20 protein-coding genes and 1 pseudogene are annotated in these 20546 nt (G+C 63.3%); 8 read left to right on the top strand and 13 right to left on the bottom strand.

The genetic code is table 11. The features are described 5' to 3' along the window. Positions 1-10 precede the first annotated feature (10 nt). The 3 genes and pseudogenes from rsxB to metG all read right to left on the bottom strand — a co-directional run. A pseudogene (gene rsxB / locus AB1N67_RS19255) lies at positions 11-829 on the bottom strand (electron transport complex subunit RsxB); the annotation flags it as partial. Beyond that, a complete protein-coding gene (locus AB1N67_RS19250) occupies positions 826-1374 on the bottom strand; it encodes an Rnf-Nqr domain containing protein (protein ID WP_102081854.1) in 549 nt (182 codons plus the stop codon). The pseudogene rsxB and the gene AB1N67_RS19250, both read right to left, overlap by 4 nt. Positions 1375-1467: 93 nt before the next feature. After that, on the bottom strand, positions 1468-3507 hold the full coding sequence (gene metG, locus AB1N67_RS19245) for a methionine--tRNA ligase (protein WP_102081836.1): 2040 nt from the start codon (positions 3505-3507) through the stop codon (positions 1468-1470). 161 nt (positions 3508-3668) lie between these two features. Here metG and apbC point away from each other — a divergent pair, with 161 nt between their 5' ends. Beyond that, complete coding sequence (gene apbC / locus AB1N67_RS19240) at positions 3669-4763, top strand: iron-sulfur cluster carrier protein ApbC (RefSeq protein WP_043213071.1); 1095 nt, start codon at positions 3669-3671, stop codon at positions 4761-4763. A gap of 149 nt (positions 4764-4912) precedes the next feature. On the opposite strand, the gene AB1N67_RS19235 is transcribed toward apbC, so the two are convergent. Further along, entirely contained in the window at positions 4913-5125 is a 213-nt protein-coding gene (locus tag AB1N67_RS19235) for a cold-shock protein (RefSeq protein ID WP_043213073.1), read from the bottom strand. Between the two features lie 326 nt (positions 5126-5451). Between AB1N67_RS19235 and dcd the strand changes: the two genes are divergently transcribed. Both dcd and AB1N67_RS19225 read left to right on the top strand, forming a co-directional pair. Next, positions 5452-6018 (top strand): dCTP deaminase, encoded by a 567-nt coding sequence (dcd, locus tag AB1N67_RS19230; RefSeq protein WP_043213075.1) that lies wholly within the window; start codon positions 5452-5454, stop codon positions 6016-6018. Between the two features lie 97 nt (positions 6019-6115). Then, positions 6116-6346, top strand: coding sequence for a hypothetical protein (locus AB1N67_RS19225; protein WP_080642124.1), 231 nt, complete (start codon positions 6116-6118; stop codon positions 6344-6346). Between the two features lie 21 nt (positions 6347-6367). Here the strand turns inward: AB1N67_RS19225 and AB1N67_RS19220 are convergent, their stop codons facing one another. The 8 genes from AB1N67_RS19220 to AB1N67_RS19185 all read right to left on the bottom strand — a co-directional run bounded on the left by AB1N67_RS19220 (position 6368) and on the right by AB1N67_RS19185 (position 14688). After that, positions 6368-7483 (bottom strand): succinylglutamate desuccinylase/aspartoacylase family protein, encoded by a 1116-nt coding sequence (locus AB1N67_RS19220; protein WP_102081837.1) that lies wholly within the window; start codon positions 7481-7483, stop codon positions 6368-6370. Between the two features lie 107 nt (positions 7484-7590). Further along, complete coding sequence (locus AB1N67_RS19215; RefSeq protein WP_102081838.1) at positions 7591-9249, bottom strand: ATP-dependent DNA ligase; 1659 nt, start codon at positions 9247-9249, stop codon at positions 7591-7593. Continuing rightward, positions 9246-10259 (bottom strand): ligase-associated DNA damage response exonuclease, encoded by a 1014-nt coding sequence (locus AB1N67_RS19210; RefSeq protein WP_043213082.1) that lies wholly within the window; start codon positions 10257-10259, stop codon positions 9246-9248. Before AB1N67_RS19210 ends, AB1N67_RS19215 begins: the two co-directional genes overlap by 4 nt. 118 nt (positions 10260-10377) lie before the next feature. Continuing rightward, positions 10378-12819: a penicillin acylase family protein gene (locus AB1N67_RS19205; protein ID WP_102081839.1), complete on the bottom strand. Its 2442-nt coding sequence runs from the start codon at positions 12817-12819 to the stop codon at positions 10378-10380. Between the two features lie 203 nt (positions 12820-13022). Further along, positions 13023-13226 (bottom strand): SEC-C metal-binding domain-containing protein, encoded by a 204-nt coding sequence (locus AB1N67_RS19200; protein WP_011532538.1) that lies wholly within the window; start codon positions 13224-13226, stop codon positions 13023-13025. 7 nt (positions 13227-13233) lie between these two features. After that, positions 13234-13710, bottom strand: a complete 477-nt coding sequence (locus tag AB1N67_RS19195; protein WP_043213087.1) for an LEA type 2 family protein — start codon at positions 13708-13710, stop codon at positions 13234-13236. A gap of 2 nt (positions 13711-13712) precedes the next feature. Further along, the gene (locus tag AB1N67_RS19190; RefSeq protein WP_043213090.1) at positions 13713-14189 is read right to left on the bottom strand and encodes a YchJ family protein; all 477 of its coding nucleotides are present in this window, start codon (positions 14187-14189) and stop codon (positions 13713-13715) included. 4 nt (positions 14190-14193) lie between these two features. Further along, positions 14194-14688: a DUF6231 family protein gene (locus tag AB1N67_RS19185; protein ID WP_043213092.1), complete on the bottom strand. Its 495-nt coding sequence runs from the start codon at positions 14686-14688 to the stop codon at positions 14194-14196. A 158-nt stretch (positions 14689-14846) separates the two neighbouring features. Here AB1N67_RS19185 and AB1N67_RS19180 point away from each other — a divergent pair, with 158 nt between their 5' ends. The 4 genes from AB1N67_RS19180 to AB1N67_RS19165 all read left to right on the top strand — a co-directional run bounded on the left by AB1N67_RS19180 (position 14847) and on the right by AB1N67_RS19165 (position 17461). Beyond that, positions 14847-15536: an OmpA family protein gene (locus AB1N67_RS19180; protein ID WP_043213095.1), complete on the top strand. Its 690-nt coding sequence runs from the start codon at positions 14847-14849 to the stop codon at positions 15534-15536. 86 nt (positions 15537-15622) lie between these two features. After that, positions 15623-16339, top strand: coding sequence for an OmpA family protein (locus AB1N67_RS19175; protein ID WP_043213096.1), 717 nt, complete (start codon positions 15623-15625; stop codon positions 16337-16339). Between the two features lie 95 nt (positions 16340-16434). Continuing rightward, positions 16435-16710 (top strand): DUF1145 domain-containing protein, encoded by a 276-nt coding sequence (locus tag AB1N67_RS19170; protein ID WP_090345063.1) that lies wholly within the window; start codon positions 16435-16437, stop codon positions 16708-16710. Beyond that, positions 16703-17461 carry a hypothetical protein gene (locus tag AB1N67_RS19165; RefSeq protein WP_102081840.1) on the top strand — a complete coding sequence of 253 codons (759 nt, stop codon included), beginning with the start codon at positions 16703-16705 and terminating at the stop codon, positions 17459-17461. The genes AB1N67_RS19170 and AB1N67_RS19165 overlap by 8 nt, the downstream gene beginning before the upstream one ends. Positions 17462-17774: 313 nt before the next feature. On the opposite strand, the gene AB1N67_RS19160 is transcribed toward AB1N67_RS19165, so the two are convergent. Then, complete coding sequence (locus AB1N67_RS19160) at positions 17775-18239, bottom strand: CopD family protein (RefSeq protein ID WP_043213103.1); 465 nt, start codon at positions 18237-18239, stop codon at positions 17775-17777. A gap of 98 nt (positions 18240-18337) precedes the next feature. Between AB1N67_RS19160 and dinG the strand changes: the two genes are divergently transcribed. Then, the gene (gene dinG / locus AB1N67_RS19155; protein ID WP_102081841.1) at positions 18338-20482 is read left to right on the top strand and encodes an ATP-dependent DNA helicase DinG; all 2145 of its coding nucleotides are present in this window, start codon (positions 18338-18340) and stop codon (positions 20480-20482) included. Positions 20483-20546: the final 64 nt, after the last annotated feature.

The following is a 20546-nucleotide window of genomic DNA, read 5'->3' as shown; positions in this document are numbered from 1 at the left end:
GATCCGCCCCGGCCTGAAGGGCGTCGAGGTGCTGTTGGGCGTCTTTGGCGGCTTTTTCCAGGAGGTTTAACTGGGCGTGCTGCGCCTCGTTCGGTGCGGCGCCGAATGCGCTGCGGGCTTTGTTCAGTTGCGCGCGGCTCATGGCCGCTGCGATCTTGGCTTGCTTGAGGGCGGCATCGTTGTGGGCGGCCTTTTGTGCCTTGACCCGTTCGATAGCGGCTTTGATCGGGTCGGATGCGTCGCCACTGGCGGTCGGATTGCTCGCAGCACGCTGGCTGCGTGCCATACGTTCGGCCTGGCGACGTGCTTCCTCGCGCTGCAGTCGGGCATTGCGTTGTTCGTGGCGATGACGGGCGTGGTCACGACGTTTGGCGCGGGCATCGAGTTGTTCGGCAGTGTGAGCCAGGCCGCCGACGATAGGTACGATCTTGTCGGGCAGGGGCAGCAGGTCGATACAATCGACCGGGCAAGGCGCCAGGCAGAGGTCACAGCCGGTGCACTCGCTGGCGATGACCGTGTGCATCAGCTTGGCAGCGCCGACGATGGCATCCACTGGGCACGCCTGGATGCATTTGGTGCAACCGATACATTCGGCCTCGCGAATAAAGGCGACTTGGGGCGGTGCGTTACCACGCTCGGTGTCCAGTGCAATGACCTGTACCTTGAGCAGGTTGGCAAGGGCGGCGATGGTTTCGTCGCCGCCGGGTGGGCATTTGTTGATCGCTTCGCCCGCGGCCAGCCCTTCGGCATAGGGCCGGCAACCGGCATGGCCGCACTTGCCGCATTGGGTTTGCGGCAGCAGGGCATCGATGCGTTGAATCAGACTCATTGTGTAAATAATCCGTTGAAACCGGAAAATGCCATGGTCATCACTCCGGCGCCGATCAGGTCGATGGGAAGGCCACGCAAAGCACTGGGGAGGTCTGAATGATCGCTGCGTTGGCGCAGGTCATCGAACAATGCCAGGGCAAGCCAGAAGCCCAATCCACCGAATACGCCCCATCCCCACACCGCCAACCATCGATCATTCGCATGGATGACCTGTAGCAGCAAGCCTAGCACCAGGGCGTTGCAGAGCAGCCAGGGCAGCAGGTCCTGCAATGGCCAGGTCGGCTGTATCCGCTGGAGCGCATTGGCGATGCCCCAGCCCAGTAACAGCAACAGCGGTAGGAACAGGAACAATTGCAGGTCCTGCAGGCCCAACGCATTCAACACTTGATCATGCAAAAGCTTTCCAAGCGGCAGGCCCAAAAGCATGAGTAAGGCTATGGATGCGCCGAGCAAGTGAATCCGCAGGCGAGAGACCGGCGTCCTATGCAAGATCAGGTGATTGATCAACGCAGCGCTGACCAGAACCAAGACGTAGTCGTTCATGGGGATGCCGATGGCCGGGGCTGCCGTCATTATCCGGTAGGCGGCCGGGGATGGAAATGCCCCGGCACTGGGCCGGGGCAGAAACGCGGACGCTTACTTGATGCGCTGGCCAGGCTTGGCGCCGCTGTCAGGGCTGAGCAGGTAGATATCTTCGCCACCCGGGCCGGCCGCCATGACCATGCCTTCGGACACGCCAAAGCGCATTTTCCGTGGCTTGAGGTTGGCGATCATCATGGTCAGACGGCCTTCGAGCTTGGCTGGGTCAGGATAGGCCGATTTGATACCGGAGAACACGTTGCGACGCTCGTCGCCAATGTCCAGGGTCAGGCGCAGGAGCTTGTCGGCCCCTTCAACGGCCTCAGCTTTGACGATCAGCGCCACGCGCAGATCGACCGCGGCAAAAGTGTCGAACTCGATTTCTGGCGACAGCGGGTCTTTGGTCAGCTCACCGTTGCCTGCCGGGACCGGGGATTGAGTGGCAGCCAGGTCTTCCTTGCTGGCGGCGACCATGGCTTCGACCTTAGCAGGCTCGATGCGATTCATCAGTGCCTTGAATGGGTTGAGCTTGTGGTTTTCCAGGCGCGACAGGTGGTCATTCCAGGTCAGCGGCGCGACGTTGAGGAAGGCCTCGGCATCGGCAGCCAGCAGCGGCAGCACAGGCTTGAGGAAGATCACCAGTTGGCGGAACAGGTTGATCCCCTGGGCGCAGATGGCCTGGACCTCGTCCTGCTTGCCTTCCTGCTTGGCCAGGGACCAGGGGGCCTTGTCGGCAATCCAAGCGTTGGCGCGGTCGGCCAGTGCCATGATTTCACGCATGGCGCGGGAGAAATCACGGTTCTCGTAAGCTTCGGCGATCGACGGCGCAGCCGCGAGGAAGGCCTCGCTCAGTTCGGGTGCGGCATCGCCGGCGACCAGGACGCCCTCGTTGCCCTTGTGCACGAAGCCTGCGCAGCGGCTGGCGATGTTGACCACTTTGCCGACCAGGTCGGAGTTGACCTTCTGCACGAAGTCGTCGAGGTTCAAGTCCAGGTCGTCGACGCCACGGCCCAGCTTGGAGGCGTAGTAGTAGCGCAGGTACTCGGGGGCCAGGTGGTCCAGGTAGGTACGCGCCTTGATGAAGGTGCCGCGCGACTTGGACATCTTCGCGCCGTTGACGGTCAGGTAACCGTGCACGTTGATGCCGGTTGGCTTGCGGAAGCCCGCGCCTTCGAGCATGGCCGGCCAGAACAGGGCGTGGAAGTTGACGATGTCCTTGCCGATGAAGTGGTACAGCTCGGCCTTGGAGTCTTCTTTCCAGAACGCGTCGAAGTCCAGTTCCGGACGACGCGCGCAGAGGTTCTTGAAACTGGCCATGTAGCCGATCGGCGCATCCAGCCAGACGTAGAAGTACTTGCCGGGTTCGCCTGGAATCTCGAAGCCGAAGTACGGCGCATCACGGGAGATGTCCCACTCCTGAAGGCCCGAATCCAACCACTCGGCGAGTTTGTTCGAGACCGCTTCCTGCAGGGTGCCGCTGCGGGTCCACTGCTGCAGCATGGCCTGGAAATCCGGGAGCTTGAAGAAGAAGTGCTGGGAGTCGCGCAGCTCCGGCGTGGCGCCGGAGATTGCCGATTTTGGGTTCTTCAGCTCGGTGGGTGCGTAGGTGGCGCCGCATTTTTCGCAGTTGTCGCCGTACTGGTCTTCGGCCGCGCACTTGGGGCAGGTGCCCTTGATGAAGCGGTCGGCCAGGAACATGCCTTTCTCGGGGTCGTAATACTGGGTGACCGAACGGGTGGCGATGTGGCCGGCGTCGCGCAGGCGGGTGTAGATCAGGCTCGACAGCTCGCGGTTTTCTTCGCAGTGGGTCGAGTGGAAGTTGTCGAAGTCGACCAGGAAGTCGGCGAAGTCGCTGCTGTGCTCGGCCTGGACATTGGCGATCAGTTGTTCGGGTGTGATGCCTTCCTTTTCGGCGCGCAGCATGATGGCCGAGCCGTGGGCGTCGTCGGCGCAGACATAGATGCACTGGTTGCCGCGCAGCTTCTGGAAGCGCACCCACATGTCCGTCTGGATGTACTCGAGCATATGGCCAAGGTGGATTGAACCGTTGGCATAGGGCAGGGCGCTGGTGACGAGAATCTGGCGTGGCTCGGACATGGTGGCTCGGCTACTTAATCTGGCGACAGGATGGAAAAATAAAGATGATCGGCAACTATAAAGGGCTGACGAATATATTTCACCCCAAGGACGCATCTGCTGACGATTGACGGGTTAGCATAGGCATCTGTTCGATCTAAAGCCTGCCAATGGGAGCCTCCATGAGTGCCGTCACACGTGCCGCCGTCGAAGGCGTGCTTCGCCAGTACACCGACCCCTATCTGAACCAGGATCCGGTCAGCGCCGGTTGCGTGCGCGCTATCGATATCCAGGGCGGCCAGGTCAATGTGCAGTTGCAGTTGGGCTATGCGGCCGGGCTGTTCAAGAATGGCTGGGCGCAGGTGCTGGGCACGGCCATCGAGAACCTGGACGGCGTCACGGCCGCACAAGTGTCCGTCGAGTGCGTGGTCGTGGCGCACAAGGCCCAGGCTCAGGTCCCGGCCATGGCCAACGTCAAAAACATCATCGCCGTGGCCTCGGGCAAGGGCGGGGTGGGCAAGTCCACCACCGCTGCCAACTTGGCCCTGGCCCTGGCCCGCGAAGGCGCCCGGGTCGGCATCCTGGACGCCGATATCTATGGCCCGAGCCAAGGTGTCATGTTCGGTATCGCGGAGGGCACCCGCCCTCAGATCCGCGAGCAGAAGTGGTTCGTGCCGATCAAGGCGCACGGCGTGGAAGTCATGTCGATGGCCTTCCTCACCGATGACAATACCCCAATGGTCTGGCGCGGCCCGATGGTCTCCGGCGCGCTGCTGCAACTGGTGACCCAGACTGCCTGGGATAACCTGGACTATCTGGTGATCGACATGCCGCCTGGCACCGGCGACATCCAGTTGACTCTGGCGCAGAAAGTGCCGGTGGCAGGTTCCGTGATCGTCACCACCCCGCAGGATCTGGCGCTGCTGGATGCGAAGAAAGGCGTGGAGATGTTCCGCAAGGTGAACATTCCGGTGCTGGGTGTGGTGGAAAACATGGCCGTGCACATCTGCTCGAATTGCGGTCATGCCGAGCATTTGTTCGGCGAGGGGGGCGGGGAGAAGCTCGCCGCTCAGTATGGCGTCGACCTGCTGGCCTCGCTGCCCCTGTCGATGTTGATCCGCGAGCAGGCCGACAACGGCAAGCCGACCGCCATTGCCGAGCCGGAAAGCCAGATCGCCATGGTCTACCAGGAACTGGCCCGCCAGGTAGGGGCGCGGATCGTGCTGCAGGAAGCTGCGGCGCCTGCGATGCCGAACATCACCATCAGCGAGGACTGAATCCGCAGGACCGACAGGTTTGCTTCACGGGTAAACCCGCTCCCGCCGCTGTGGTAGCGGGTTCAATCCGCGAAGAAGCCTGCAAATTTCTGCGTCAGGCATAAAAAAACCCGCCATATGGCGGGTTTTTTTGAAGCGCGAAAGAAGGATTAACCTTCGATGCGAACTTCTTCAGCCTGCATACCTTTCTGGCCGCGGGTAGCGACGAAAGTAACAGCCTGGCCTTCTTTCAGGGTTTTGAAGCCGTCAGCCTGGATGGCCTTGAAGTGTACGAACAGATCGTCACCCGACTGAGGGGTGATGAAGCCGTAGCCCTTCTCATCGTTGAACCACTTGACGGTACCGGATTGGCGGTTGGACATGGTATGTCTCCTTGGACAAAGTAGATTTCGGCACAGGAACACCCTGGCCGGGACTGAGTGCAAAGAGAGCGGAAAATTCAGCGATGGGCCGATAGGAATCGTGCATCAAACAGAGATTCTCGGTGTCACGTGCAGCACAGTGGCGCCACCTTAACCCACTTTCCCCGACCTGCCAATGGTCAATGACGGCTTTGTCGAAAATCGGATCGGCGGCGGCTGCAGCTCCCGTCCGGCGCGGGATTACGGGATGGAACTTTGCCGTAGCCGCCGGGACCGGTAAGATGCGCGTCTCGTTTTTCACCTAGCACTTTCAGGACACTCCCGCCATGAGCATCAAATCGGACAAGTGGATTCGCCGCATGGCGCAGGAACACGGCATGATCGAACCGTTCGTCGAGCGCCAGGTGCGCGGCGGCGAGGACAGCCGAGTCATTTCCTTCGGCGTGTCCAGCTACGGCTACGACGTGCGCTGCGCCGATGAATTCAAGGTCTTCACCAACATCAATTCGGCCACTGTCGACCCGAAAAACTTCGACGCCGGCAGCTTCGTCGACGTCAAGAGCGACGTGTGCATCATTCCTCCGAACTCCTTCGCCCTGGCCCGCACCGTCGAGTACTTCCGCATTCCGCGCAATGTGCTGACCATCTGCCTGGGCAAGAGCACCTACGCGCGTTGCGGCATCATCGTCAACGTCACGCCGCTGGAACCGGAGTGGGAGGGTCACGTGACCCTGGAGTTCTCCAATACCACCACCTTGCCGGCGAAGATCTATGCCAATGAAGGCGTGGCGCAGATGCTCTTCCTCGAATCCGATGAGGAGTGCGAAGTGTCCTACAAGGATCGCGGTGGTAAATACCAAGGGCAGCGCGGCGTCACCCTGCCACGCACCTGAGGCGACGAGCGCGGGGAATTCCTCGTCCGCCAGGCACTCCAATGGCTAGAACGATCCGGTGCGCATGACGCGCATCGGGCATCGCCGGGAGCCGCCAATGAAACTTCACCCCGCAATCAGTGCGAAGCTCGCCGTCCTGCAGCCCAACCAGATAGGGCTGCTGGCTTGGTCATTGCTGGCGCACCCTTCAACGCCCGTACAAGCCGGTGGCGTACCCCATCAGCCCGACCCCGACACACCTCAGCCCCCGGATCCTGGCGAGTCGCCACCCATGGAGCCGGGAGAGCCGACCTTGCCTGACGAACCACCTCCTTCGCCGGTGGCCTGAGGGCCAGCCAGCACGACGGGCTCAGTTGGCCAGCAGGTAACCGCTGCGACAGACCTGCTCGCCCGCCACGTGGGCGACGACCATGCCCGCTGTGGCCATGCGCCTGACGCTGCGTGCATAAAGGAGGCCAGGCTGGGTATTGCGCACCGCGGTCACCCGGTCGTTCAGCGGATCGATGACTTCCGCGATCAGCTCGCCCGCCTCCAGGTATTGGCCGGGTGTCGCGTGGAAGACCAACAGCCCGCCCAACGGCGCCACCACAGGCTCCACGGCGGCCAGCGGCGTTGCCGGGTACGCCAATGGCGGCAGGGCGGGCGCTTCTCCTGAAATCACCCCAGCATGGGTCAGGAAATTGAGTATCCCTTGGCAATCCTGAGTGGCCAGGTCGTGGCTGACATCTGCCTGCCCGCGTAGCTCGACAGTCACAGAGAAACTGCCCAGAGGGATGGGGAACTGCTTGCCAAAACGTTGCTGCAACTGCCACCACACCAGGCTGAAGCATTCATCGAAAGACTGGCCGCCGGAGTCCGTGGCCAGCAGGCTGGCCTGCACGCCCAGATAGCGGGCCAGCGGCTCTACCTGATCCCAGGCCTCCGGTGTGGTGTACAGATGCTCCACGGCCTCGAAGTCGCAATGCAGGTCCAAAACCATATCGGCATCGCACGCCAGGCGTTGCAGGGTCAGGCGCTGGGATTGCAGTGGGGTGCGCGCGGGATGCGCATCCAGGCCCCGGCGCAGGTACTCGCGGATCAGGGCCAGGTTGTGCGAAGGATCATGGGTCAGATGGCCCTCGATCTGATCGCCGATACTGTCGGACAAATCAACGAAGTTGCGGTTGAAGTTTTCGCCACTTTGCAGCTCGAAGCGCCCCAAGGGCGCGTCCAGGAGCACCTGTTCCAGGCCCACGGGGTTGGCCACCGGAACGAGGATGATCTCGCGTTGCAGCCGCCCGTCCTGTTCCAGCTCCAGCAAACGGCGCTTCAGGTGCCAGGCCACCAGCATGCCGGGTAGCTCGTCGGCATGCAGTGACGCCTGGATGTACACCTTGCCACCGCCGCGAGGGCCGAAGTGGAAGCTATGAAGCTGGCGGGCAATGCCCGGGACAGGGGACAGCAGGTCGTGGGTCGAATGATGCATGGTGGTCCTGGCTGAAGTGGCGAATACGGTCTGCGATGACAGTCGGCAGAAAGATAGAAGCATAACTTCTGCCGTTGCGCAGCTTCCTTGCGCGGGTTTGCCCGCACTCAGGCAAGCAAGGCCTGCAAGGTGGCCAGGTCGTCGGCTTCTTGCACAGGTTTGTCATGGCGCCAGCGCAGCATGCGCGGAAAGCGCACCGCGATGCCGCTCTTGTGGCGTTTGGACAAGGCAATACCCTCGAAGCCCAGCTCGAACACCAGTGTCGGGGTCACACTGCGCACCGGGCCGAAGGTTTCCACCGTAGTCTTGCGGATGATGGCGTCGACTTGGCGCATTTCTGCATCGCTCAGTCCGGAATACGCCTTGGCGAAAGGCACCAGGGTGCGTCCGGGAGTCCCCGGTGGCCCGTCCCAGACGGCAAAGGTGTAATCGCTGTACAGGCTGGCACGACGGCCATGACCGCGCTGGGCGTAGATCAACACGGCATCGACGCTGAAAGGATCGATCTTCCACTTCCACCACAGGCCCATGTCTTTGGTGCGGCCCACGCCATAGAGGGCATCGCGCTGCTTGAGCATCAGACCTTCGACGCCCAGACTGCGTGACTGCTCGCGCTGGCGGGCGAGGTCATGCCAGTCGCTGCCCTGTAGCAACGGTGACAGCAGCACCGGGGCCAGTGGGTACTGCTGCGTCAGGTGTTGCAGTTGGGCCCGACGTTCATGTTGAGGCCGGTTGCGCCAATCTTCACCCTGCCATTCGAGCAGGTCATAGGCTTGCAGCACCACCGGCGCCTCGGTGAGCAACTTCTTGCCCAGCGTCTTGCGGCCCAAGCGCTGTTGCAGCAGGGCGAAAGGTTGCACGGCGACATCGCCGGCTTGGCTGCCCGGTTTCCACACCAGGATTTCACCATCGAGCACTACACCGTCAGGCAAAGTGGTGGCCAGGCTGTGCAGTTCCGGAAAGCGCTCGGTGACCAGTTCCTCTCCCCGCGACCATATCCACAGCTGGCCATCGCGCTTGACCACCTGTGCGCGAATGCCATCCCACTTCCACTCCGCCTGCCAGGCAGACACCGGGCCGAGCAACGTCTCGAACTGCTCGACGGGAGCCTGCAGCGCGTGGGCGAGGAAGAACGGGTAGGGCTGGCCGCCGCGTTGGCGATGTTCGTCGGCAGATTCGGCGGCGATCAGCTGCAGGTAGTCTTGCGCCGTCGGGCGGTGGCTGAGATCGGTATAGCCCACCAGGCGCTGCGCCACGCGTTTGGCATCCAGACCGGCGAGCTGGGCCAGGGCGCGGGTCACCAGCAGTTTGGACACCCCGACGCGGAAGCTGCCGGTGATAAGTTTCAGGCATAGCATCAAACCGGGCCGATCCAGCTGCGACCACAAGCCTGGCAGGCGTTGACGGATGGTTTCCGGCGGTAGGCCGCGCAGGGACAGCAGGTGCTCCTCGACCCAAAAGGCCAGTCCCTCGTCATTGCCATGCGGGTTGTCCGGGAGCACCAGGGAAATAGTCTCTGCCAGATCGCCCACAGCCTGGTAGCTTTCTTCGAACAGCCAGTCGGGCAAGTGCGAAAGTTCAAGGGTGAGCTCGCGCAGCAGACGGGTAGGGACCATTTGCCGCGGACGGCCGCCGGCCAGGAAGTACACGGCCCAGGCTGCATCCTCGGCAGGTGCGTCTGCGAAGTAGTCGCGCAGGGCCTCGAGCTTGGCATTGCTGGATGTGGTCGCGTCCAGGCGCAGATAGAGCTCGGCGAAGGTCTTCATGTGCCAGCCTCGGTGTCGGTCTCGTCCTCGTCGCCGTATTCGGTAGCGAAGGCGCGGGCATCGAGGCCCTGTTCGTTGAGGTAGCGCACCAACACATCGACCGAGCCGTGAGTGACCATCACCCGCTCGGCGCCGGTCTGCTCGATCGCCCATAGCAGCCCCGGCCAATCGGCATGATCGGAGAGCACGAATCCGCGGTCCACGCCGCGGCGTCGTCGGGTGCCGCGCAGGCGCATCCAACCGCTGGCCAAGGCGTCACTGTAATCGCCGAAGCGCTTCATCCAACTGCTACCGGCCGCCGAAGGCGGAGCCAGCACCAGGGCCTGGCGCAACATCGGATCGTTGCGGGGGATGTCGCCTGCATAGTGCGTCGGGGCCAGGTGCACGCCCGCTTCCCGATAGACGCGGTTCAGAGGTTCCATCGCGCCATGGACCAGAATTGGGCCGGCGTGCGGGTCCAAGCCGTGGAGGATCCGCTGGGCCTTTCCGAAGGCATAGCAGAACAGCACGCTGGTTTTGCCCTGTTCACGATTGGCCCGCCACCAGGCATCGATCTGCGCCATCACCTCGGCCTGAGGTTGCCAGCGGTAGATCGGCAGGCCGAAAGTCGACTCACTGATGAAGGTATGGCAGCGCACCGGCTCGAACGCAGCGCAGGTGCCGTCCGGCTCGATCTTGTAATCTCCCGAGGCGACCCAGACCTCGCCTCGGTATTCCAGGCGCACCTGGCCCGAGCCGAGCACGTGGCCAGCGGGGTGAAAACTCAAGGTCACGCCCCGGTGTTCGAGGCGTTCGCCATAGGCAAGCGTCTGCAGCTGGATGTCCGGCCCCAATCGGCTGCGCAGGATGCCTGCACCGGGGGCGGCAGTCAGGTAATGGTGATTGCCGGGCCGGGCGTGATCGCCGTGGCCGTGGGTAATCACTGCGCGGTCCACCGGGCGCCACGGGTCGATGTAGAAATCACCGGGCGGGCAATAGAGGCCTTCGGGGCGGGCGATGACGAGATCCATAGGCGTGCCGGTTGGCTAAGGGCTTGTAACCTCAGAGCACGACAGGGTCACGGAAGTTCTTGGTGAAGGAACCGCGAGCGTCCAACGGCGGACGTCGCGGTTCAAAGGGGGCTTGCGATCAGCGGCCAGGGACCAGGGTGAGTCGCTGCGAGCCATAGGCGCGGGAGAAGTTCTGCTGTTGCAGCGGCAGGTTCATGAAACGGCCCTGGAACCAGGCGTCCAGGCCATCGCTGTAATGCCGGCTCGCCGGGTTGCCGGACTGGCCATTGCTCGTCAGCACCTGCAGCGGTTCGGCCTGCCCGAAATCGACGATCATGCGCGCCGATGCCGGCAGGTAGGTATCGAAGCTGCCGCCCCAGGCATAAGGCGTCAGCGCCAGAGTGCTGAAATCGCCGCCTGCGGCCATGGGGTTGCGGCTGATGGCGTCACCCAGGCCATGGTAGGTCGGTGCTGGCCAGCGATACTGGTGCAGCTTGCCCCATTGCCAGGCGCGACGGTCGCTGCCCAGCTGGGCGACGCCAGCATCCACGGCCCCCGCCAGGCTACGGGCGAGAATGGCAGGCTTGTCTTCTTTTTGCGGCGTGTTGCGGTCATCCCAGAACGGGCTGTCCTCGCGGCCCAGCAAGTGGTCGGCCTGGGCCGAGTAGGAAAGCTGCGCATTGCCGATGAACGCTTGCCAGGCCGGGCTGGACTCCGGGCCCAGATCGTCGAGGAAGGTCTGGCGAGCGACCTCCTGCAGGAACAATGCATACAGCGCGGCATCGGCCGATACCGGGCTCAGGCGGCCATCGAAAGCCTTTAGCCGGGTCAGTGCTTCACGCGCTTTGTCCCGCTGGGCGGCCGGTAATGCGTCGATCGCTTGAGTGAGCGACTGGGCCATGCCGGGGGCGTCGAACATCTGCTTGAGTTTGTCTGCCAGCAGAGCGACCTGGTCGTTCTGCAGGGCCATCAGGCTACGGCTGTCGTGGCGGCCGTTGCCGGCCAGCTGGGCCAGGCGCTCGGCGCGCTCGGGGTAGTACCAGGTGTTGGACAGCTGCATCCCGTAGCCACGTGGCAGGCTGCGTTGGTTGGCATGGCCGACCCAGCCGGCGACCGGGTCCTGGTCGTAAGGGTGCAGCATTGGATCGGCGTAGCCATCCCAGTCGTAACGGCTATCCCAGCCGGGCGAGGGCAGCAGGCCCTGGCCTTCGCGGCGATTGGGGTAGCGGCCGCTGACCTGCCAGCCGATGTGCTGCGGTTCGGCGAAGACGAAGTTCAGGGCAGCGGCGCCGACTTCACGGGTATTGTCGAAGGCCCGCTCCACCGACGATGCGCGGGTCAGGTCGAACAGCGCGTCAAGGCTGCGATCGCCTTTGAGTTGTGGCAGGTTCAGGGCCAGGCCGAGGCTGGCATTGGCCGGTTGGCTGAGCAGAGTGCCGTGGCGGGTGTCGTACATGACTTCACGCAGGGGACGTTGACCGCGGACGAAGAAGGTTTCGCTGCGTGCGCGGGCAGGTTGCCACTTGCCATCGGCCAAGTAGCTCACCTGGCTGCCCTGGTGACGCAATTGCTCCAGATACAGGTCCTGGTTGTCGGCCATCACCGCGCTGCTGCTCCAGGCCAGCTTGCCGTTGTAGCCGGCGAGGATGATGGGCAGGCCCGGCAGTGCCAGGCCTGCGACTTGATACTTGCCGGTGTGGATCTGTACCGGGGCGAGGGCCCACGTGGCGCGGCTATCGCTGGCCAACAGGCTCTTGCCGCTGCGGCTGCGTTGCGGCGACAGTGCCAGGTTGGCCGAGCCGGGGCTGCCCAGCAGGCCCAGGTCGGCGAGCTTCTGCCCTGCAGCGCCCAAGCGCTCCAGGCCTGGCAGTTGGCTCTTGAGGTTCAAACCCTTGAGCTTGTCCAGTTCGGCTTCGGCCAGTGGCTCGTCGGGAGCACCTGGCAGCAGCCAGGCGAGCTTGTCGCTGCCGACTTTCTGCGCCAGGGTCAGGGCGGTCAGTTCTTCCTGCAGGTTCACCGACTGGCTGAAGGCATACAGGCTGAAGATCAGCGCCGAGTCCTCAGGCTTCCAATATTCCGGGCGATAGCCGCTGCGGGCCAGGTCCGCAGGCAACTTGTCGCGGTAACGGAACAGATAGGCGTTGACGCCGCGGGCATAGACCTCGAAGAACCGCTTCAGGCGTGGCGAGGCGTCGGCGTAAAGCTGTCCAGCGCTTTGCTTGAGGTTGGCAGCGCGCATCAGACGATCGATGTCCAAGGCGTCAGGGCCGGCCAGTTCAGCCAGGCGCCCTTGGGCCAGCAGGCGCATGGCGACCATCTGCTCGATGCGATCGCCGGCCTGCACGTAGCCCAGGCTGAACAGGGCATCATGGAAACTGCTGCTTTCGATCAGCGGTGCGCCCATGGCGTTGCGGCGTACCGAGACATTCTGTGCCAGGCCTTTGAGCGGTTGCACACCAGTGGTCGGAGGCACGCTGTCCTGGTAGCCGCCCACCTGACAGCCGGCAAGGCCGAACATGCCGAGCACGACGGCAGCGGGGCCGAACCGAAGGCGGAAGGGGGGAAGGACGGGGGCTGCCATGACAAGGCTCCTGCAGGGCGTGGCGGGATTCGGAAAGGCGCTACGTTAGTGAGCGCGCGGTCGCCATGCAAGGTGCCTGTAGGCTTTATTTTCAGGGGGCTGCCCAGTGGTTGGCCGGACCTGAAGTTTCAAGCTTCAAGTCAAAGCAGGTCGAGGGCGAGTCTGCTTTTTCTTGTCGCTTGAAACGTGCCGCTGCCGCGGGGTCAGGCCCCGTGGCACTTCTTGAATTTCTTCTGGCTACCGCACGGGCACGGGTCGTTGCGGCCAACGTCTTTCAGAGCGTTGCGCACCGGCTCCTGATGGCCATGGTTGCAGTGCGGGCCGTGCACGTGGCCGTGGTCGTGATCATGGTGATGGTCGTGACCGTGGTTGCAGTCCGGGCCATGAACATGGGGTTGCTGGGTCATTGCAGGGTTACTCCGGTTGAAGATCGCCGGGGATTATCTCACCACTGCGCGACAAGTGCAGGTCCCGATGGATGATCAGTCCCGTGTGCAGTTCGGCTTGCAGGCGGTAGTGCAGAGGCTGCTCGCGCTTGAGCATCTTGGCCAAGGGCTTGAGCTTTTGCCACAAGTTGGTTCGGGCCGTGATCTTGAACGTGCGCTGGGCGTGGCCGCCGACGCTTCGCCACAGGCTGGCTTCATCCTGCACCAGCAACAGGTCGTTCAGGCGTACCGAGTAGTCCAGGCTGCGGATGAACAAGCGGCTGTCGTTGGGGTTTTCGACCCGCACGTGGAGAATGAACTCCTGTTGCAGCAACCGGGCCTTGACCGTCTCGACCCGGACCAGGTGCACCTGCGGTTCGCGCCATTCGTCGTCACCCCAGCTCGCACAGCCCGCCAGGAGCGTCATCAGCAATGACAGGGCAAGCAGGCGGGCCAGGGTGCTCATGGTCAGCTACCAATGTAACTGGCGCAGCATTTCTTGAACTTCTGTCCGCTGGCGCAGGGGCAAGGGTCGTTGCGTCCGGCCTTGAGTGAAACTGTCGGGTCGATGAAGTACCAACGACCACTGTTCTGAACGAAGGCAGAGCGCTCGCGGTGCTGGTGATCGCCGTGCTGGTCATGCCAGCGTGCGGTAAAGCTGACGAAGGCGTGCTCAGGCTGTCCGCCCAATACCTCGGCGTTCTCGACCTCTAGGCCAAGCCAGGTGCTCTGGGCGCTCCAGGCAGCGATCGCGGCGCGGTCCAGGCCGGCCTGCTGGGCCGGCAGGGTGGTGTCCACCAGATAGTCGACCAAGCCCAGCACATAGGCGCTGTAGCGCGAGCGCATCAGGGCCTGGGCGTCGGGCGCCGGGGTGCCGGCATGGTATCGCCCGCAACAGGCATCGAGCAGGTTGCCACTGCCGCATGGACAGACCGAGACACTCATTGAATCACCACCAGTACTTGCCGAAGTTTTCAGGGTTTGCCCAGAACTTGGCGTTGAGCCAGTCCGGGACCTGCTTGTAGTCATGTAGATCATAGGTGAACAGGCTCAATACCTGCTCGTCTCGCCGGAACTTCTCGCTGGCCGACAGCGCCAGGGCGAAGAAGTCCGTGTCCTGCCAGCCGCAGGCTTGCAGGTCGGCGAGCACTGCGACCCGGCTGGCATTGAGGTTGCGGATGCCGCCGAGCAACTGAAGGCCGGTGCGCTTGGGCAGGTGCTCCAGACAATCCACCAGTACCGCCAGGTCGAAGCGCTGGGCGGCGGCCGGTGCGGGCAGCGGGCCTGGCGGGACCACTTCGATATGCACTTGCGGATGCGCCTGGGCGAAGGCTTCCAAGGCCGGGAAGCGCGTGCCCACCAGCAGCAGACGCTGGGGTGTGAAGCGCTCGAGCAAGGCTGCCAGGGCCTGCTGTGGGGTGCGCTGGGAGAAACTGTCGGTCATTGCCAATCCTCGTTCAGGTCGTCCTAGCCTATCGGGCCGGGCGCGCTCGGCAAAGAGGCGTGGTGCCCTGTGTGGCTTATTGCTGGCAGAGAGGAAGCGGGCGGTCTTTACTCCGAAGGATCGGTCTTATGCCGATTCCCCCTAGGAGATGCGACAAAATGAGCATAGTACGCACAGCGATACCCCTGGTCCTGCTCACCAGCGTGTTGACTGGTTGTGCAGGTTTGCAAAAAACCGACTGGCCGAAGTGTGCTGCCGTCGGGGGTGTAAGTGGCGCAGCCCTCGGCGCCATCGAGAGTTCCACTTGGGCGGGTTGGGGCGCGCTGCTTGGCGGTGGCCTGGCGGCGGGCTACTGCTGGGCCCACGGCGATGGCGACGAAGATGGCGATGGCGTACCGGACAGCCGGGACAAGTGCCCTGGCACGCCACGCGGTGTACAGGTCGATGCCAACGGCTGCCCACCGGCACCGGCGCCGGTCGAGGAGGTGGTGGTACAGAAGGAAGAGGTCATCGTCATCCGCGACGTGCACTTCGAATTCGATTCCGCCCGCCTGACTGCCACCGACAAGGAGCGACTGAACACCATTGCCACCCGACTGAAGCAGGAAGCGCCCAGCGCCCGCCTGACCGTCACCGGACATACCGACAGTGTGGGTTCTGATACCTACAACCAGAAACTGTCCGAGCGCCGTGCGCATTCGGTCACCGACTATCTGGTCGAAAGCGGTGTGCCACGTAGCAGCTTCGTTGCGGTGGTAGGGGCCGGGGAGTCCCAGCCGGTTGCCGACAACGCGACGGCTGATGGCCGTGCCATGAACCGCCGCACCGAGATCAAGATCCAGCGCTGACGGCATGCGCCCATGCCTTGAGCAGTGGCATGGGCGCGTCTTTACTCGGGTGACCGGTAGAGACCGGTGACACAGGAGCATTGATCATGGGTGTTATGTCGAAGGCGGCGTTGCCGCTGGTGCTGGTTACAGGCCTGCTCGCCGGTTGTGCCACCCACAGCGATGGCAGCGCGCCCCTCAATCAAAGGACCTGGCCCCTGTGCAGCCTGCTAGGCGGGCTGGTCGGCGGCGGCCTGGGTGCCATCGAGAATTCCAGTTGGGCTGCCGGTGCCGGAGCGCTCGGCGCCATCGCCGGTGGCTTGATCTGCTACGCCCAGGACGGTGACGGGGATGGTGATGGCGTGTTCGACCGTCGCGACCGCTGCCCTGATACCCCGGCCGGGACGTCGGTCAATCACATGGGCTGCCCGTTGCCGCAGTATCCGACAACGCCACCGGCAGGCGAAGCGCCGGTGCCTGAGGTCATTACCCTGGATGACCAGGGGCAGGTGCTGTTCGCCTTCGACTCGGCACAGTTGACCGTCGAGGCCCAGCAACGCCTGCGCGCCTTGCTCCCTCAGCTGAGCGATCCGCAGGTGACCCGTATCAAGGTCATTGGCTTTACCGACAGCGTCGGCACCGATGCCTACAACCAGGGCCTGTCTGAACAGCGTGCCGGCAGTGTCGCGGAGTTCCTGATCGCTCAGGGTCTGGCCGCGGACAAGGTGACCAGCCAAGGCCGCGGCGAAAGTGAGCCTGTGGCCGACAACGACACAGAAGAAGGTCGGGCTCGTAATCGACGGGTAGAACTGCACCTGAATTGACACCTCTAGCGCCTACCCTGGCATAGGTTTACTGTTGGCTGCACGGCCTGCTCGCTCGGGCCTTGCAGCCATAACAACAAATTCAGGGGGCGGGTATGAAATTCATCCTGGGCCTGGGCAAGGCTCTGACGGTGGTGTTCTGGTGGGTGGTGCTGGTGAACCTGTTCATGCCGCAACCGCTGCCGTTCAATCTGTTACTCAATGCCGTGGGGATTTTCCTGCTGAGCCTGCACTGCCTGGAAGTGCTGTTCTTCAATGCCAGCTTGCGCGGGCGTAGCCACCGTTGGTTCGATCGGCTGCAGATCCTGCTGACGGGCATTTTTCATGTCATGTCCATTCCCAAGCCCTTGGAGACGCCACGCCATGCGTAAGGTGATGTTGATGCTGGCGTTGACCAGTCCCATGGTCCAGGCCGAAAGCCTGGACGTTGCGGCCCATTCGGTGCTGCGCCTACCGAACAAAGCGAGCAGCGTGCACCTTGAGCAATTGCAGATCGCCGATTCGGCGACACTGTTGCTGCCCGCGACGCTGACGGAACTGAAGGTGGATCGTCTGGTGCTGGGGCGCGATGCGCGCATAGCCATTACCCCCGCCGAGGCCCCTTTGCGTATCGAGACCGGTGTTGCCGAGCTGGGTGACGGCAGCGAAATCAGTGCCACCGGCGCTGCCGGCACTTATGAACGCGCCGCTCGGCCTGGGCGGGATCTGGAACTCAGGCTGAACGGGTTGCAGGCGCAGCGGCTGTCGATCGATGCCCGAGGCGGCGCCGGTGCGCCAGGCTATGTCGGGCTCGATGGTGCCAACGGCAAAGCCGGCGGTTGTACCTGGGGCCAGGCTAGCCGCGGCGCTAATGGAGACGACGGTGGAAACGGGCATGATGGCGCTTCCGGTGGGCGCATTCGCCTGGCTGTGCCGGAGGGGTTCCCGCCGGAGCGTATCCAGGTTCGGCTCGATGGCGGTGCGCCGGGCAAGCCGGGTGCGGCGGGCAAGGCTGGCTTGGGCGGCGCCAGCAAGGGATGCCTTGTTTATCGAACCGACGCCGGTGCGGATGGGCGGCCAGGCGTGGAGGGGCAGCCCGGGTTGGCAGGAGCGGCTGGGGAGTTGGTCCTGGAGCGCTTATGAGTTGATTCTTGGGGCGAAGCTGGTTCAGTTCGTCCCAAGCACCTCCACTCGGCGCGCTGATGGTGGCCCGTTTGGGACGGTGGAGCGACCCTCAACCATTCAAGCTGGTGCCGCTGCGCGGCCCATCGCAGGCTTCGCCAGCGCCAGGTTCTGTGCTGTTTCGCCTTTGATGCGCGATAGTCCAGGCGCTATCAATGGCGACCTCAAGGCCGCGTGGAGGTTTATGTAGAGCTGGCGCGCAGTGCCCTTCGGCGTGAGCCGAAGTCGCGAGATGGAGGCTTGCACCGCTAGCCGGAGAAGCCCAAGCACAACCTCAAACCAAAACCCGCGAACTGGCCACCACCACAACCAAAATCCCCAACAGCAAATTAACCCCGACCATTCGACGAATCTGCCCAAGCACGCCAGCCCCCGTCGCCCAGTCCTCAGCCGTCACTGCCGCCCGCAGCTGTGGCAGCAACAGCGCCTGAACCCGCATGAACAACGCAAACATGGCAATCCCACCCCCAATCATCACCTGGATGTAACGCGGTGCGGTCTCGAAGCCATTGAAGCGCAGGTGCAACATCCCGATACCGCTTATCGCAAGAATGACCACTGCCAGCCAGACCCATCGGAAGAACCGTCGGAAAACTTCCACCCACAACTTCAGTCGTGCAGGCCCTTCGAGGGCTGAAACCGCCGCTGGCCGCAGTACCAGCCAGGCGAAGAACATACCGCCGACCCAAACCAGGGCCGCGAGGACATGCAATGTGTAGGGCAGGGCAAAGGCAAGCATCCGGATCTCCATGCGGCATAAAGGGCAATAGCGGGGTATGATAGCCGGCCCATGCGAAACACTGAAAATTTATCCAGCCCTCCGGGCGCCTGCAGACCATGATCAGCAACGAACTCAAAGCCACCATCCAGGGCGCCTACTCGCGTTTTCTCGAAGCCAAGAGCCTAAAGCCCCGCTACGGCCAGCGCCTGATGATCGCCGAAGTGGCCAAGGTGCTCGGCGACATCGCCTGTGACGATGAAGGACGCCGTGCAGGCGAGCCCGCCGTGGTCGCGGTCGAGGCCGGTACCGGTACCGGCAAGACGGTCGCCTACAGCCTGGCCGCCATTCCCGCCGCCAAGGCTGCCGGCAAGCGGTTGGTGATCGCCACAGCAACCGTCGCCCTGCAAGAGCAGATCGTCTTCAAGGATCTGCCCGACCTGATGCGCAGCAGCGGGCTCAACTTCAGTTTCGCCCTGGCCAAGGGCCGTGGCCGCTATCTGTGCCTGTCCAAGCTCGACATCCTGTTGCAGGAGGGGCATGCCCAATCGGCCACCGCGCAGCTGTTCGAGGAAGAGGGCTTCCGCATCGAGGTCGATGAAAAGAGCCAGAAGCTGTTCAACAGCATGATCGAGCGGCTCGCCGGCAACCGCTGGGACGGCGACCGCGACAGCTGGCCCGAGGCACTCGAGGACCAGGACTGGGCCCGTCTGACCACCGACCACAGCCAATGCACGGGGCGCCACTGCCCGAACTTCCAGCAGTGCGTGTTCTACAAGGCCCGTGAGGGTATGGGCAAGGTCGATGTGATCGTCACCAACCATGACATGGTCCTGGCCGATCTGGCCCTGGGCGGCGGTGCCGTATTGCCCGATCCGCGCGATACCATTTACGTCTTTGACGAAGGCCATCACCTGCCGGACAAGGCCATTGGCCACTTCGCCCATTACTCGCGGCTGCGCTCGACCGCGGATTGGCTGGAGCAGACCGCCAAGAACCTCACCAAGCTCTTGGCTCAGCATCCTTTGCCGGGTGACCTGGGCAAGCTGATCGAACAAGTGCCGGAACTGGCGCGGGAAGTGCGTACCCAGCAACAGTTCATGTTCACCCTGTGCGAGCAGGTCGCGGATTTCCGTCCCGGTGAAGACATGGAAGGCCGGGAGCGTCCACGCTACCGCTTCGAGGGCGGTGTGGTGCCGGAGCAGATTCGCGAGGTTGGGATCGAGCTGAAGAAAGGCTTCGCCCGTCTCAATGATGTGTTCACCCGGCTGGCCGACCTGCTCAAGGAAGGCATGGACGGTGAGGTCAACATCGGTATCGCCAGTCATCAGGCCGAGGAATGGTACCCGCTGTTCGGCAGCCTGGTGACCCGTGCCCAGGGCAACTGGGAGCTATGGACCGCCTTTACCACCGAGGACCCCGAAGACAGCCCGCCCATGGCGCGTTGGCTCACACTTGCCGAAAGTGGTGCGCTGTTCGACATCGAGGTCAACGCCAGCCCCATTCTGGCTGCTGAAATGCTGCGTCGCAGCCTGTGGAACGTCGCTCATGGCGCCTTGGTGACCTCCGCGACCCTCACTGCCTTGGGTAAATTCGATCGATTCCGCATGCGCTCGGGCCTGCCACGCGATGCGATCACCTGTGTCGTACCCAGTCCGTTCGTGCACGGCGATGCAGGCCTGTTGCGGGTCCCTGACCTGGGAGCCGACCCGCGCGACGTGCCGGGACACACTGCAGCCATCATCCGCGAACTGCCGGGCATGCTCGAGGAGGCCCGTGGCGCGTTGGTGCTGTTCTCGTCGCGCAAGCAAATGCAAGACGTGTTCGATGGCCTGGATCGAGACTGGCGCAAGCTGGTGCTCATCCAGGGCAATCTGTCCAAGCAGGAAACCCTGAACAAGCACAAGGCGCGCGTAGATGACGGCCAGCACAGTGTGCTTTTCGGCCTGGCGAGCTTTGCCGAGGGTGTCGACCTGCCCGGCGCTTACTGCGAACACGTGGTCATCGCCAAGATCCCCTTCGCCGTACCGGACGATCCGGTCGAAGCGGCCCTGGCCGAGTGGATCGAAGCCCGTGGCGGCAACCCGTTCATGGAGATCGCCGTCCCCGACGCCTCGTTGCGCTTGATCCAGGCCTGCGGTCGCCTGCTGCGTACCGAGCAGGACCGCGGGGTGATCACGTTGCTCGATCGTCGCCTGGTCACCCAGCGCTATGGCAAGGCTATCCTCAATGCGCTGCCGCCGTTCCGGCGGGAAATTTCCTGACGGTCGCGGCTCGGCTACGACCTGCTGTTCATTACCTGTCACGGACCCATGGTCCTGAAGGAGA

It is taken from the genome of Pseudomonas guariconensis (assembly GCF_040822035.1).
GTDB lineage: Bacteria > Pseudomonadota > Gammaproteobacteria > Pseudomonadales > Pseudomonadaceae > Aquipseudomonas > Aquipseudomonas guariconensis.
Note: the sequence above shows the minus strand (reverse complement) of the source record. Positions and strands in the feature narration are given on the sequence as shown.

Bases quoted from the DNA above. Each gene is read 5' to 3' on its own strand.
- AB1N67_RS19250 (WP_102081854.1), bottom strand. From the start codon at position 1,374: ATGAACGACTACGTCTTGGTTCTGGTCAGCGCTGCGTTGATCAATCAC.
- metG (WP_102081836.1), bottom strand. From the start codon at position 3,507: ATGTCCGAGCCACGCCAGATTCTCGTCACCAGCGCCCTGCCCTATGCC.
- apbC (WP_043213071.1), top strand. From the start codon at position 3,669: ATGAGTGCCGTCACACGTGCCGCCGTCGAAGGCGTGCTTCGCCAGTAC.
- AB1N67_RS19235 (WP_043213073.1), bottom strand. From the start codon at position 5,125: ATGTCCAACCGCCAATCCGGTACCGTCAAGTGGTTCAACGATGAGAAG.
- dcd (WP_043213075.1), top strand. From the start codon at position 5,452: ATGAGCATCAAATCGGACAAGTGGATTCGCCGCATGGCGCAGGAACAC.
- AB1N67_RS19225 (WP_080642124.1), top strand. From the start codon at position 6,116: ATGAAACTTCACCCCGCAATCAGTGCGAAGCTCGCCGTCCTGCAGCCC.
- AB1N67_RS19220 (WP_102081837.1), bottom strand. From the start codon at position 7,483: ATGCATCATTCGACCCACGACCTGCTGTCCCCTGTCCCGGGCATTGCC.
- AB1N67_RS19215 (WP_102081838.1), bottom strand. From the start codon at position 9,249: ATGAAGACCTTCGCCGAGCTCTATCTGCGCCTGGACGCGACCACATCC.
- AB1N67_RS19210 (WP_043213082.1), bottom strand. From the start codon at position 10,259: ATGGATCTCGTCATCGCCCGCCCCGAAGGCCTCTATTGCCCGCCCGGT.
- AB1N67_RS19205 (WP_102081839.1), bottom strand. From the start codon at position 12,819: ATGGCAGCCCCCGTCCTTCCCCCCTTCCGCCTTCGGTTCGGCCCCGCT.
- AB1N67_RS19200 (WP_011532538.1), bottom strand. From the start codon at position 13,226: ATGACCCAGCAACCCCATGTTCATGGCCCGGACTGCAACCACGGTCAC.
- AB1N67_RS19195 (WP_043213087.1), bottom strand. From the start codon at position 13,710: ATGAGCACCCTGGCCCGCCTGCTTGCCCTGTCATTGCTGATGACGCTC.
- AB1N67_RS19190 (WP_043213090.1), bottom strand. From the start codon at position 14,189: ATGAGTGTCTCGGTCTGTCCATGCGGCAGTGGCAACCTGCTCGATGCC.
- AB1N67_RS19185 (WP_043213092.1), bottom strand. From the start codon at position 14,688: ATGACCGACAGTTTCTCCCAGCGCACCCCACAGCAGGCCCTGGCAGCC.
- AB1N67_RS19180 (WP_043213095.1), top strand. From the start codon at position 14,847: ATGAGCATAGTACGCACAGCGATACCCCTGGTCCTGCTCACCAGCGTG.
- AB1N67_RS19175 (WP_043213096.1), top strand. From the start codon at position 15,623: ATGGGTGTTATGTCGAAGGCGGCGTTGCCGCTGGTGCTGGTTACAGGC.
- AB1N67_RS19170 (WP_090345063.1), top strand. From the start codon at position 16,435: ATGAAATTCATCCTGGGCCTGGGCAAGGCTCTGACGGTGGTGTTCTGG.
- AB1N67_RS19165 (WP_102081840.1), top strand. From the start codon at position 16,703: ATGCGTAAGGTGATGTTGATGCTGGCGTTGACCAGTCCCATGGTCCAG.
- AB1N67_RS19160 (WP_043213103.1), bottom strand. From the start codon at position 18,239: ATGCTTGCCTTTGCCCTGCCCTACACATTGCATGTCCTCGCGGCCCTG.
- dinG (WP_102081841.1), top strand. From the start codon at position 18,338: ATGATCAGCAACGAACTCAAAGCCACCATCCAGGGCGCCTACTCGCGT.